Annotated in this window: 13 protein-coding genes; 4 read left to right on the top strand and 9 right to left on the bottom strand. The window is 54.0% G+C overall.

Features of this window, described 5'->3' with window-relative positions:
* Positions 1-160 precede the first annotated feature (160 nt).
* A complete protein-coding gene (gene pyk / locus ACI2J2_RS03555) occupies positions 161-1,603 on the top strand; it encodes a pyruvate kinase (protein ID WP_209633975.1) in 1,443 nt (480 codons plus the stop codon).
* A 105-nt stretch (positions 1,604-1,708) separates the two neighbouring features.
* Complete coding sequence (locus ACI2J2_RS03550) at positions 1,709-2,593, top strand: leucine-rich repeat domain-containing protein (RefSeq protein WP_404759422.1); 885 nt, start codon at positions 1,709-1,711, stop codon at positions 2,591-2,593.
* A gap of 66 nt (positions 2,594-2,659) precedes the next feature.
* Here ACI2J2_RS03550 and lpxM read toward each other — a convergent pair whose 3' ends face one another.
* From lpxM to znuA, 3 genes are all read right to left on the bottom strand, one after another.
* Positions 2,660-3,628, bottom strand: a complete 969-nt coding sequence (lpxM, locus tag ACI2J2_RS03545) for a lauroyl-Kdo(2)-lipid IV(A) myristoyltransferase (RefSeq protein ID WP_265553640.1) — start codon at positions 3,626-3,628, stop codon at positions 2,660-2,662.
* Between the two features lie 149 nt (positions 3,629-3,777).
* Positions 3,778-5,100, bottom strand: a complete 1,323-nt coding sequence (gene mepM / locus ACI2J2_RS03540) for a murein DD-endopeptidase MepM (RefSeq protein WP_404759421.1) — start codon at positions 5,098-5,100, stop codon at positions 3,778-3,780.
* Between the two features lie 21 nt (positions 5,101-5,121).
* On the bottom strand, positions 5,122-6,075 hold the full coding sequence (gene znuA / locus ACI2J2_RS03535; RefSeq protein ID WP_404759420.1) for a zinc ABC transporter substrate-binding protein ZnuA: 954 nt from the start codon (positions 6,073-6,075) through the stop codon (positions 5,122-5,124).
* A 78-nt stretch (positions 6,076-6,153) separates the two neighbouring features.
* Between znuA and znuC the strand changes: the two genes are divergently transcribed.
* Together znuC and znuB are read left to right on the top strand one after the other, a co-directional pair.
* Positions 6,154-6,912 (top strand): zinc ABC transporter ATP-binding protein ZnuC, encoded by a 759-nt coding sequence (znuC, locus tag ACI2J2_RS03530; protein ID WP_209633985.1) that lies wholly within the window; start codon positions 6,154-6,156, stop codon positions 6,910-6,912.
* Positions 6,909-7,694 (top strand): zinc ABC transporter permease subunit ZnuB, encoded by a 786-nt coding sequence (gene znuB / locus ACI2J2_RS03525; protein WP_209633987.1) that lies wholly within the window; start codon positions 6,909-6,911, stop codon positions 7,692-7,694. Before znuC ends, znuB begins: the two co-directional genes overlap by 4 nt.
* Positions 7,695-7,762: 68 nt before the next feature.
* Here znuB and ruvB read toward each other — a convergent pair whose 3' ends face one another.
* The 6 genes from ruvB to aspS form a co-directional block, all read right to left on the bottom strand.
* Positions 7,763-8,767: a Holliday junction branch migration DNA helicase RuvB gene (ruvB, locus tag ACI2J2_RS03520; RefSeq protein WP_209633989.1), complete on the bottom strand. Its 1,005-nt coding sequence runs from the start codon at positions 8,765-8,767 to the stop codon at positions 7,763-7,765.
* Between the two features lie 20 nt (positions 8,768-8,787).
* The gene (gene ruvA, locus ACI2J2_RS03515; RefSeq protein ID WP_404759419.1) at positions 8,788-9,402 is read right to left on the bottom strand and encodes a Holliday junction branch migration protein RuvA; all 615 of its coding nucleotides are present in this window, start codon (positions 9,400-9,402) and stop codon (positions 8,788-8,790) included.
* Between the two features lie 112 nt (positions 9,403-9,514).
* Entirely contained in the window at positions 9,515-10,036 is a 522-nt protein-coding gene (gene ruvC / locus ACI2J2_RS03510; RefSeq protein ID WP_037419817.1) for a crossover junction endodeoxyribonuclease RuvC, read from the bottom strand.
* 73 nt (positions 10,037-10,109) lie between these two features.
* A complete protein-coding gene (locus ACI2J2_RS03505) occupies positions 10,110-10,853 on the bottom strand; it encodes a YebC/PmpR family DNA-binding transcriptional regulator (protein ID WP_209633992.1) in 744 nt (247 codons plus the stop codon).
* Between the two features lie 17 nt (positions 10,854-10,870).
* The gene (gene nudB, locus ACI2J2_RS03500) at positions 10,871-11,317 is read right to left on the bottom strand and encodes a dihydroneopterin triphosphate diphosphatase (protein WP_037419820.1); all 447 of its coding nucleotides are present in this window, start codon (positions 11,315-11,317) and stop codon (positions 10,871-10,873) included.
* Positions 11,317-13,101: an aspartate--tRNA ligase gene (gene aspS, locus ACI2J2_RS03495; RefSeq protein WP_209633994.1), complete on the bottom strand. Its 1,785-nt coding sequence runs from the start codon at positions 13,099-13,101 to the stop codon at positions 11,317-11,319. The genes nudB and aspS overlap by 1 nt, the downstream gene beginning before the upstream one ends.
* Positions 13,102-13,182: the final 81 nt, after the last annotated feature.

The following is a 13,182-nucleotide window of genomic DNA, read 5'->3' as shown; positions in this document are numbered from 1 at the left end:
TAACCTGAACGGCAGCATTAGAGGCAGTACCCTGTTAAAACGCTCATGCGGGTAACCCGAGTGAAACATCAGTGTAGTAAAATTACATTTCACTCCTGGTTTCGTTATCCGACGTTATCGCAACACCAATAATTTGCTTCACCAGTCAACGGAGTAATACATGTCCAGACGGCTCAGAAGAACCAAAATTGTTACCACCCTGGGTCCGGCTACTGACCGCGACAATAATCTGGAAAAGATCATTGCCGCTGGCGCTAACGTAGTTCGGCTAAACTTTTCCCACGGCAGTGCTGAAGATCACCAAGCTCGCGCGGACAAAGTGCGCGAAATTGCTGCCAAGTTGGGACGTCACGTCGCTATTCTGGGTGACCTGCAAGGGCCGAAGATTCGTGTTTCCACCTTTAAGGAAGGCAAAATTTTCCTTAACATCGGTGACAAATTCCTGCTCGATGCCAACATGTCCAAGGGCGAAGGCGATAAAGAAAAAGTCGGTATCGACTATAAAGGCCTGCCTGCCGATGTTGTGCCGGGCGACGTGCTGCTGCTGGATGACGGCCGCGTACAATTGAAAGTGCTCGAAGTTCAGGGCATGAAAGTCTTTACCGAAGTCACCGTTGGCGGCCCACTGTCCAACAATAAGGGTATCAACAAACTCGGTGGCGGTCTGTCCGCAGAAGCCCTGACTGAAAAAGACAAAGCCGATATCGTCACTGCGGCAAAAATCGGCGTTGACTACCTGGCGGTTTCCTTCCCACGTACCGGTGAAGATCTGAACTACGCACGCCGTCTGGCACGCGACGCAGGCTGCAATGCCAAGATCGTATCCAAAGTTGAACGCGCTGAAGCCGTGTGCAGCGATGAAGCTATGGACGACATCATCCTGGCGTCTGACGTGGTCATGGTGGCACGTGGCGATCTGGGCGTCGAAATCGGCGATCCTGAGCTGGTCGGCATCCAGAAAAAACTGATCCGCCGTGCCCGTACGCTGAACCGCGCCGTGATTACCGCAACCCAGATGATGGAGTCGATGATCACCAACCCGATGCCAACCCGCGCCGAAGTCATGGACGTGGCGAACGCCGTGCTGGATGGTACCGACGCCGTTATGCTGTCGGCTGAAACCGCAGCCGGTCAGTATCCGGCAGAAACCGTAGCGGCAATGGCGCGTGTTTGTCTGGGCGCTGAGAAGATCCCAAGCATCAATGTCTCCAAACACCGCCTGGACGTGCAATTTGACAACATTGAAGAGGCTATCGCCATGTCTTCAATGTACGCGGCAAACCACCTGAAAGGTGTTACCGCACTGATCGCCATGACCGAATCTGGGCGCACGGCTCTGATGATGTCACGCATCAGTTCCGGCCTGCCGATCTTCGCCATGTCACGTCATGAGCACACGTTGAATCTGACTGCACTGTACCGCGGCGTTACGCCGGTGTATTTCGACAGCCATAACGACGGCGTCATCGCCGCCAATGACGCAGTGAACCGCCTGCGTGATAAAGGCTTCCTGGTGTCCGGCGATCTGGTCATCGTCACCCAGGGTGACGTGATGGAAACCGTGGGCACCACCAACACCAGCCGTATCCTGCGCGTCGAGTAATCACTGCTGCTGCCGGCCGTTAACTCGGCCGGCATTTTTCCCCACTCTGCCCTTTCCCCTGTTAAACTCCCCTCCAGTCGCCGCTCGGCAAACGGAGAGCCATTGATGCTTCATCAACACCCACAGCAAAACTACAGCCTAAACGCGCTGAATTTGGACAGCCAGGGGCTGGAACATTTGGATGATGCCTGCCTGCAAGGCAACGCACTGCTGAAAATCAGTTTATACAACAACCGACTCCGCCAGCTCCCTGCGCAAATGTTCAAACACACCGATCTGCAGGTGTTGAATATTTCCTGCAATCAACTTTGTGAACTGCCGATCGGCATTGGCCAACTGCAACATCTTGCGATGCTGGATTGCGGCCACAACCAAGCCACTCACGTCCCTGCAGAAATCGGTGAGTTGCACAATTTGACCTATTTATATCTGAGTGATAATGCCTTTTGCGATCTGCCCATTGAGTTGGGCCAATTACGCAAATTGCGCTATCTGAATGTGACTGATAACCAGCTGACTCAGTTGCCGGCCGCTATCGTTCAGCTCAGCGCCTTGCAAGAACTCCGGTTGTACAACAACCAAATTGCTGCATTGCCTGGCTCTGTTGGTCAGTTAACGGCACTGCGAGAACTGCATCTGATGAACAATCGCCTGACGGCATTGCCGAATGAGCTCTCTCAGCTGTCCGAGCTGGCGGTGCTGGACGTTGAAAATAACGCCATCGGTCTGCTGCCAGACGCATTTTGTCACCTCAGCAACCTGACTGACCTCAACCTCCGGGCCAATCAGTTACAACAGTTGCCCGCCGATTTGGGCCAATTAACCGCACTGACCACGCTTGACCTGCGCGCTAACCGTTTAAGTACTCTGCCGGACAGTATGGTGAGCTTGACCCGTTTACGACGCTTGGATCTACGCTGGAACAGCTTTGCCCATATGCCTGCCGTGTTGGAACCCCTGATAGCTCAAGGCTGCATGGTGCATATTTAAGCCCCGTAACAAAAAGGGCCAGACCCCCGAAGATGTCTGGCCCTTGGCCGTCAGCAAAAACTGGATTTAGCGATATAAATCGTCACGTGAATAGGGTTCAATTTCCCCTTCTTTACGCGTTTTCAACAGTTTTAGGATCCAGGTGTACTGTTCTGGGTTTGGCCCCACCAGATTCTCAACCTCTTCATTCATTCGCCGTGCAATATAGTGATCATCCGCCGTGGCCAAGTCATCCATCGGCGGGCGAATATGAATATCCAACATGCTGGTTTTGCCATCATAGACCGGGAACAGCGGGACAATAGCTGCGCGACAAACCTTCATCAAACGCCCAACGGCCGGCAATGTGGCCTTATAGGTCGCAAAGAAGTCGACGAACTCGCTGTGTTCTGCTCCGTGATCTTGATCGGGCAGATAATAACCCCAGTAACCCTGGCGCACTGAGCTGATGAACGGCTTGATGCCGTCATTCCGGGCATGCATTCTGCCGCCAAACTTGCGACGCACCTTATTCCACAGATAATCGACTAGAGGATTGCGTTGGTTATGGAACATCGCCGCCATCGGCTGGCCGCGAGCAGCCATCAGCATTGCCGGTACATCTACTGCCCAGCCATGCGGTACCAGAAAGATCACGTTACGACCTTCTTCACGGATTTTATCCAGCACCTCTTCACCGTGCCACCGAACGCGCTTCAACACCTTTTCCGGTTTAGTGCAGGCCAGTTCCGCCATCAGGATCATCGATTGTGGCGCTGTGGCGAACATCTCATCAATGATGTGCTCACGATCGCTTTCCGACACCTCTGGCAAGCAATACAACAAGTTGATACGAGCACGACGCCTTGCGCCTTTAGCAACCTTGCCTGCCAGTTTACCAATCGCACCAAGCACCGGATCGCGCAGGCGCGCAGGCACCAGCGAAATACCGGCCATCAGCCCTGTTCCTAACCAAACGCCCCAGTAGCGCGGGTGGTAAAAGGCTTTCTGAAATTGCGGGATGAACTCAGGATTTGATTTTTTTTCGTTTTGCATGCACAAGCTCTTAACTTAGCGGTTCGGCTAATCATAATTGCAATGATTGATTTTGCAATTAACAACGGCGAAGCGCCAATATAAAACAACATCGGCCCGTAATCAGGCCGATGGAATCACTGGCGCGGTAACGCGCCCCGACAAATGCATTAATCTAGCTGCAGTTGAGGAACCACTTCTTTCACCTGCGCCAGATAATCGCTGCGATCTTTACCGGTCAGCCCTTCAGAGCGTGGCAGTTTCGCCGTCAACGGGTTCACCGCCTGTTGGTTAGTCCACATTTCAAAGTGCAGATGTGGGCCGGTAGAACGGCCGGTATTGCCGGATAATGCGATGCGGTCACCACGTTTCACCTTCTGCCCTGGCTTGACCAACAGCTTTTTCAGGTGCATATAGCGCGTGGTGTACTGACGACCATGACGGATCGCCACATAGTTACCCGCAGCTCCGCTACGTTTGGCGATCAACACCTCACCGTCACCGACAGCCAGCACCGGGGTGCCTACCGGCATCGCAAAGTCGACACCTTTATGCGGTGCAATACGCCCTGTCACAGGGTTAACGCGGCGCGGGTTGAAGTTTGAGGAAATGCGGAACTGTTTCATGGTTGGGAAACGCATAAAGCCACGCGCCAAACCAGAACCCTGACGATCGTAGAATTTACCGTCCTCGGCACGAATGGCGTAATAGTCTTTACCGCCGCTACGCATGCGAACACCCAGTAACTGGCTCTGCGCACTCTTGCCGTCAAAATGTTCACGGGACATTAACACAGAGAACTGATCGCCCTTGCGCAACTTACGGAAGTCCAACTGCCACTGCAACGCTTTGATCACTGCATTGATCTCAGCACGACTCAGGCCGGCATTGCTGGCGCTGCTGACAAAACTGCCGTTTAAACGACCACTGATGACATTGTTGCGCCATTCGCCTTGCTGAGCTTCCTGGGTTTCTTTGAAGGTATTGCCTGTACGATCGTAGGTGCGGGTCTCACGTCGAGACACTTCCCACGTCAAACGCTGCAAATCGCCGGCTTCGTTCACTGTCCAGGACAGTTGTTGGCCGATTTTCAGATTACGCAGATCGCGGTTTTGCGATGCCAACAGCGTGACGTCCGACATATCGATGCCATATTGGGTCAGAATGCTGCCCAGCGTATCGCCCGTCGAAACCACATATTCATGCACTCCATCCTCGCCGGCGACCTTCTGGTCCAGCTCATCCTGTGGGATGTCATCATCGGGGGTGGGTTGGTCAACGTCGATAGGTTCACTGGCTTCAGGTAACAAGGAACGTAATTGGCTGGATTCTAATTCAATGCTCTTAACGATGGGGTTATGTTCTGGGTGATAAACAAAAGGCCGCCAAACAGCGACGGCCAATGTAACGACTGTCAACGACCCCAGCATGACGCGGTGGGGCCGTGGCAGGTTGTTATACGCCAGAGCGATAGTTCGGACTATCTGCTGCACTCGATTTTATCCTCATAATCTTTACTTCAGGCAGCTCACGTACTGGTTTGACAACTGAGTCAGGAAGTTCCCGTAGCTGTCTTTACCCAGTGCGATGCCGATGCCCAGCGGATCCAGCGTTCCTGAACGCACATTGGTCCCTTTGGCAACAGCATTGATTACGGCTGGCCTGAATTGTGGCTCAGCAAAAACGCATACTGCTTTCTGCTCAACCAACTGTGTTCGAATTTGGTGTAAGCGCTGTGCTCCAGGTTGGATTTCGGGGTTAACGGTAAAATGGCCCAATGGGCTCAAGCCGAAGTGTTTCTCAAAATAGCCATAAGCATCATGAAAAACAAAATATCCCCTACCTTGCACAGGCTTAAGCATGTTACCAACATTTTTGTCAGTTTGCGTCAGCAGATTCTCGAACTGGCGCAGGTTTGCGTCTAATTTGTCCTTATTTTGTGGCATAAGTTCCAATAACCTGTCGTGAATCGCGATCGCGGTCACTTTTGCCACTTCTGGGGACAGCCAAACATGCATATTATATTCACCGTGATGATGCCCGTCGCCCTCATCATGGTCGGCATGATTATGCGCATCTGTTGCATGTTCATGATCGTGGTCATCATCTTCGCCTTTCATCAGCAAAGGTTTCACGCCACTCAGTTCGCTGATGGCGACCTGGTGTTTAACCGCTACTGGCGCTAACGATTTTGTCAGGAAGGCTTCCATATCTGGACCTACCCATACCACCAGATCCGCGGCACGCAAACGCTGAATATCGGAAGGCCGCAGCGCGAAGTCATGCGGTGATGCACCGTCCGGCAACAGAACCTCCGTTGGCGTTACCCCATCAGCAATTGCCGAGGCGATAAAGCCCAATGGGCGAATGGACGTCACCACCGCCGCAGAGGCGTTGCTCAGCGGTCCCGCCATTATCAATGCACTGGCCAGTAGCGTGCGTTGTAACCATTTATTTTTCTGTGCCATTATCCGTAATCCCGTCGTTTTCGTTAGCGAAGCGTGATATTATAACATTCGGTTAGTTCTGCAAAATGTAATCATGAGATGTCCACACTGACAACGCTAAAAAATATCTCCGTATCCTTTGGCAACCGTAAGGTGCTGTCGAATATTTCGCTCAGCCTGCAGCCGGGTCGTATCCTGACGCTGCTCGGCCCAAACGGTGCGGGCAAATCCACGCTGGTACGCGTGGTGTTGGGGCTCATTGCACCAACGGAAGGCACACTGGCACGTGAGCCTGGCTTACGTATCGGGTATGTGCCGCAAAAGCTGCACCTCGACGCTACCCTCCCGCTTACCGTCAGCCGCTTTATGCGCCTAAAACCCGGCGTTAAAAAAACCGATATCCTGCCAGCGCTTAAGCGTGTACAAGCTGCGCACCTGATTGATCAGCCAATGCAAAAGCTCTCTGGCGGTGAGAACCAGCGCGTGCTGCTGGCTCGGGCCTTACTGAATAAACCGCAGTTGCTGGTGCTGGATGAACCCACGCAAGGGGTCGACGTCAATGGCCAACTAGCGTTGTACGATCTGATCGATCAACTGCGCAAAGAATTAGGCTGCGCGGTACTGATGGTTTCCCATGACCTGCATCTGGTGATGGCGAAAACCGACGAAGTGCTGTGCCTCAACCAACACATTTGTTGTTCCGGTGCGCCGGAAGTGGTGTCGATGCATCCTGAATTTATCGCCATGTTCGGCAACCGTGGCGCAGAACAACTGGCGGTCTATCGCCACCACCATAATCACCGCCATGACCTGCAAGGACGAATTGTGTTGAAGAAAACCGGGGGCCGTGAGGCATGATTGAACTGTTATTACCTGGCTGGCTCGCCGGGGTGCTTCTTGCCGGTGCCGCAGGGCCACTCGGCTCTTTTGTGGTTTGGCGTCGGATGTCTTATTTCGGGGATACTTTGGCGCACGCCTCACTCTTGGGTGTGGCGTTCGGCCTGCTGCTTGACGTGAATCCGTTCTACGCGGTGATTGCCGTCACGCTGGTGTTGGCACTGGTGCTGGTGTGGCTGGAGCGTCGTCCGCAACTGTCCGTTGATACCCTGCTCGGTATTATGGCGCACAGCGCGCTCTCGCTGGGATTGGTGGTGGTTGCTCTGATGTCCAACGTCCGGGTCGATCTCATGGCCTATCTGTTTGGCGATCTGCTGTCGGTCACGCTCAACGATATTTGGATGATTGGTATTGGCGTTACTCTCGTGCTGCTGATCCTGTGGTGGCAATGGCGTAACCTGCTGTCGATGACCATCAGCCCGGAACTCGCGCACGTTGACGGCGTTAACCTGGTGCGAGCACGCACCGTGTTAATGCTGGTCACAGCCCTCACCATCGGCCTGGCAATGAAATTCGTCGGCGCGCTGATTATCACTTCACTGTTGATTATCCCAGCGGCTACCGCACGGCGTTTCGCCCGCACACCGGAACAAATGGCCGGATACGCGGTACTGGTTGGTGTGCTTGCGGTGACGGGGGGGTTAGCCTTCTCGGCATTTTACGACACGCCGGCCGGCCCGTCGGTAGTTCTAAGCGCAGCCGTGCTGTTTGTTTTGAGCCTATCCAAAAAGCAGCATGCCTGATTCCCCGTGCAGATATGAAAAAGGGCCGCAATTAGCGGCCCTTTTTCATGCAGATGACCACGCAAGACTTACTCTTCGCGCACCATACCAAAGTGCTTATAAGCATGATTGGTAGCCATGCGCCCACGCGGTGTGCGCTGGATAAAACCTTGCTGGATCAGGAAAGGCTCGATAACGTCCTCGATCGTTTCTCGTTCCTCGCCAATCGCAGCCGCCAGGTTATCCAAACCAACAGGTCCACCGGTGAATTTGTCGATAATTGCCAGTAGCAGCTTGCGGTCCATGTAGTCGAAACCTTCCGCGTCAACATTCAACATGTCCAGCGCTTGCATCGCCACATCGCCGCTGATCACGCCATTGGCGCGGACTTCGGCGAAGTCGCGCACTCGGCGCAGCAAACGATTAGCGATACGTGGAGTCCCCCGCGCGCGACGAGCCACTTCATGCGCCCCTTCGTCCGACAGATCCAGCCCCAGGCAGTTAGCGCTACGTGAAACAATGTGCTGCAAATCGGCAACCTGATAAAACTCCAGGCGTTGCACGATACCGAAACGGTCACGCAATGGCGATGTCAGCGAACCGGCACGGGTGGTTGCGCCCACCAACGTAAAAGGCGGCAAATCGAGCTTGATCGAACGTGCAGCGGGGCCTTCGCCGATCATAATGTCCAGTTGATAATCTTCCATCGCCGGATACAGCACTTCTTCTACTACTGGAGAAAGGCGGTGGATTTCATCAATAAACAGAACGTCGTGCGGTTCGAGATTGGTCAGCATCGCCGCCAAATCCCCTGCCTTCTCCAGCACCGGGCCGGAAGTGGTACGCAAATTAACGCCCATTTCATTAGCAACGATATTGGCCAGCGTGGTTTTACCCAACCCTGGAGGGCCGAAGATCAGCAAATGGTCCAGCGCATCGCCACGCTGCTTGGCCGCCTGAATAAAGATTTCCATCTGCTCGCGGACATGCGGCTGACCAACATATTCCGTCAGCAGCTTCGGCCGTATTGCGCGATCAAGAATTTCTTCTTCATTGATCGGCTCGGCAGAAATCAGGCGATCGGCTTCAATCATTCTCTACCTCTTATCGGCGCTTACAGCGCGGCGCGCAACGCGTCGCGGATCAGGGTTTCGCAATCGGCACCCGGCTTGGCGATTTTACTTACCATGCGGCTGGCCTCTTGCGGTTTATAGCCCAATGCCACCAGCGCAGAGGCGGCTTCAGCTTCAGCATCCACCTCGACGGTTTGTGCGGAAGTGGCCGGCAGCGTGATTTCGCTGCTGCTGTTAAACAGATCGCCATTAAGCCCTTTGAAGCGGTCTTTCATTTCTACGACCAGGCGCTCTGCGGTTTTTTTGCCCACGCCCGGTAATTTCACCAAGGACGTGATCTCTTCGCGTTCCACCGCACTGACGAACTGTTGCGCAGACATACCGGACAAAATAGCCAACGCCAACTTTGGCCCTACGCCGTTCACTTTGATCAACTCGCGGAACAGCGCACGCTCTTGTTTATCATTAAAGCCATACAGCAGTTGTGCATCTTCGCGCACCACAAATTGGGTAAACACGATAGCCTCTTGCCCCAGCTCCGGCAGCTCATAAAAACAGGTCATCGGCATATGCACTTCATAGCCCACACCGTTTGCCTCCAGTAATACCAGTGGCGGCTGCTTTTCCAGAATATATCCTCTGAGACGACCTATCATTTACCCTCCTGCTGAATTCCTGAGCATGACCTTCTGCCATGCCGTGCTGGTAAAGCTTATAACATAAAAAAGGCTGGATGAATATCCAGCCTCAGTTATCGCTGATTAAGCACTACTTTAAACGCCCACGCGCCAGGTTCAACCGCCCTTCACTCATCCTCAGCACATTTTGACTGAGGTGGCAGTGGGTAATGGCAATTGCCAAGGCATCGGCGGCATCAGCCTGGGGGTTAGCCGACAGTTTAAGCAACGAACGCACCATATGCTGCACCTGTGCCTTTTCCGCCGCGCCCGTGCCGACCACCGTCTGCTTTACCTGTCGTGCCGCATACTCAAACACTTCCAGATCCTGGTTCACGGCAGCGACAATCGCCACGCCGCGCGCCTGCCCAAGCTTGAGCGCCGAATCCGGGTTTTTCGCCATAAACACCTGCTCAATGGCGAAAAAGTCCGGTTTAAACTGGGTAATGATTTCGCTGACGCCGGCGTAAATCAGCTTCAAACGCGTCGGCATGTCATCCACCACGGTGCGGATGCAGCCGCTGGCGACATAGCTTAACTGACGGCCTTGCTGACGAATAAGGCCGTAACCGGTGACGCGCGATCCGGGATCGATACCGAGTATGATCGTCATCCCTACACCCACCTTGCGTTAAGCATTAATGTTGCCAGGCGCTGCCACGCAGCAGCGCCATACTTCAAGCTGATTACAGCGTAGCTGCAACTTCGTCGGAGATCTCACCGTTGTGGTAAACCTCCTGCACGTCGTCACAGTCTTCCAGCATATCGATCAGACGCAGCAACTTAGGTGCAGTTTCTTCATCCATATCGGCCTTGGTCGATGGGATCATGGAAACTTCCGCTGACTCAGCGGTAAAGCCAGCAGCAGTCAGTGCATCTTTCACTTCGCCGAGATTTTCCCACGCGGTGAACACGTCGATCACCCCATCGTCGTAGCTGACGATATCCTCAGCGCCGGCTTCCAGTGCTGCTTCCATTACCACGTCTTCATCCAGACCCGGTGCGTAAGTGATTACGCCTTTTTTGGTGAACAGGTAAGCCACTGAACCATCGGTGCCAAGGTTTCCGCCGCATTTCGTGAAGGCATGACGCACTTCTGCCACGGTACGGTTACGGTTGTCACTCAGGCATTCGATCATGACGGCAGTGCCGCCCGGGCCGTAACCTTCATAAATGATGGTTTCCATGTTGGAATCATCATCACCACCCACACCGCGTGCGATAGCACGGTTCAGGGTGTCACGCGTCATGTTGTTAGACAGCGCCTTATCGATCGCCGCGCGCAGACGCGGGTTAGCACCCGGATCGCCACCGCCCAGTTTCGCAGCCGTCACCAGCTCGCGAATAATTTTGGTGAAAATTTTACCGCGCTTGGAATCTTGCGCTGCTTTACGGTGCTTTGTGTTGGCCCACTTACTATGACCTGCCATAAAAATCTCCGAAAAAATTACTGGACTGAATTAATCACAAACTCTTCAATCGCCTGCTGATTGCTCCAGGACTTGGTCAGTTTCACGGCTTCCGCCGCGTCAAGCCACTGGTAGGCGTGATGCTCGGTAATCACCGGATCTCGCTCTTCAGGCAAAGCCAGACAGAACCAATGCTCTTTATTGCGCGTGGTCCCCGGGGCATAGCGATGTCGCAAATGGACAAAGAGTTCAAACTCCACACAGCGCTGGCAATCGAACAACGGCAGATTCTCTGCTTCGATATCGATGCCGACTTCTTCCTTGACCTCACGCCGCGCGGCATGCGGCGGCGATTCTGCGTCCTCCAGACTGCCGGTAACCGACTGCCAGAATTCCGTATCATCGCGCCGCTGTAACATCAGCACCCGGCCACTGGAGATGGCATAAATCACTACCAGAATAGACTCGGGTCGCTTGTAGTTCATCACTCGCTCTCTTGTTCCGCAGAGGCTTTCTTTACCACACAGATAGCCAGCTCCTGCAACGACGCCGGATTGGCGAAGCTGGGTGCTTCGGTCATCAAACAGGCCGCAGCCGTGGTTTTCGGGAAGGCGATAACGTCACGAATGTTGTCCGTACCGGTCAACAGCATCACCAGACGATCCAAACCGAAGGCCAGCCCGGCGTGCGGTGGTGTACCGTACTTCAATGCGTCCAACAAGAAACCGAATTTCTCACGCTGTTCGTGTTCGGTAATGCCCAGGATGCTAAAGACCGTTTGCTGCATTTCACTGCGGTGAATACGTACAGAACCGCCACCCACTTCATAACCGTTAATCACCATGTCGTAGGCGTTGGCAATGGCGTTGGTTGGCGTTACGGCCAGCTCTTCCGGGCTCATGTCGCGTGGTGCCGTGAACGGATGGTGCATCGCTGCCAGACCACCTTCACCGTCCTCTTCGAACATTGGGAAGTCAACCACCCACAGCGGTGCCCAGCTGTCCAGTTTAGTCAGTTCCAGATCGCGGCCCAGTTTCAGACGCAGCGCACCCATCGCATCAGTCACAATCTTGAAGCTGTCGGCACCGAAGAACAGAATATCGCCAGTCTGTGCGTTGGTACGCGCCAGGATGGCTTCCAGAACGTCCGCACTGAGGAATTTGGCGATAGGGCTTTGTACACCCTCCATGCCGGCGGCACGGTCATTAACCTTCAGCCAAGCCAGGCCTTTAGCACCATAAATATTAACGAATGCACCGTACTCGTCGATCAATTTACGGGTCAACTGCGCGCCGCCAGGAACGCGAATGGCAGCGACGCGGCCTTTAGCATCGTTGGCCGGACCGGAGAAGACTTTGAACTCCACGTCTTTTACCAGATCGGCAACGTCCACCAGCTCCAGCGGGTTACGCAGGTCTGGCTTGTCAGATCCGTAACGGCGCATGGCCTCTTCGAAGGTCATGATCGGGAAATCGCCCAAATCAACGCCCTTCACGTCCAGCCACAGTTCACGTGCCAGTTTCTCCATCACTTCACGCACCTGTTCGGCAGTCATGAAAGAGGTTTCCACGTCGATCTGGGTAAATTCAGGCTGGCGATCAGCACGCAAGTCTTCGTCACGGAAGCACTTGACGATTTGATAGTAGCGATCGAAACCGGACATCATCAGCAACTGCTTGAACAGCTGTGGTGACTGCGGCAGCGCATAGAATTTGCCTTTATGCACGCGACTCGGTACCAGATAGTCACGCGCGCCTTCCGGCGTAGCTTTAGTCAGCATCGGTGTTTCGATGTCGAGGAAGCCGTGGCTGTCCATAAAGCGACGCACAAAGCTGGTGATTTTAGCGCGGGTTTTCAAGCGGTCAGCCATTTCAGGACGACGCAGATCCAGGTAGCGATACTTCAGGCGCGCTTCTTCGCTGTTAACCTGGTTGGAATCCAGCGGCAATGGTTCGGAGCGGTTGATGATCTCCAGGGCATGGGCGAAGACTTCGACTTCACCGGTGGCCATATCTTTATTGATCTGGCTGTCCGGACGCGCACGCACTGTGCCGACGATCTGGATGCAGAATTCATTACGCAGGTCATACGCCTTATCGAACGCGACCTTCTGGTCTGGATCGAAGAACACCTGCACGATGCCTTCGCGGTCGCGCATATCAATAAAGATCAGGCCGCCCAGATCGCGACGACGGTTGACCCAACCACACAGAGTGACTTCCTGGCCCACGTGGGACAGATTCAACTGCCCGCAATATTCAGTACGCATACGCTATCCTTTTGGCTTAAGCCGATGCCGCGCGGGCTTTTGGCACCTGCCACACGGCTGTTTTCTGATAATTTCTGATGA

It is taken from the genome of Serratia sp. NPDC087055, from assembly GCF_044900985.1.
Lineage (GTDB): Bacteria > Pseudomonadota > Gammaproteobacteria > Enterobacterales > Enterobacteriaceae > Serratia.
This window is presented reverse-complemented; position numbering and strand designations above follow the sequence as displayed.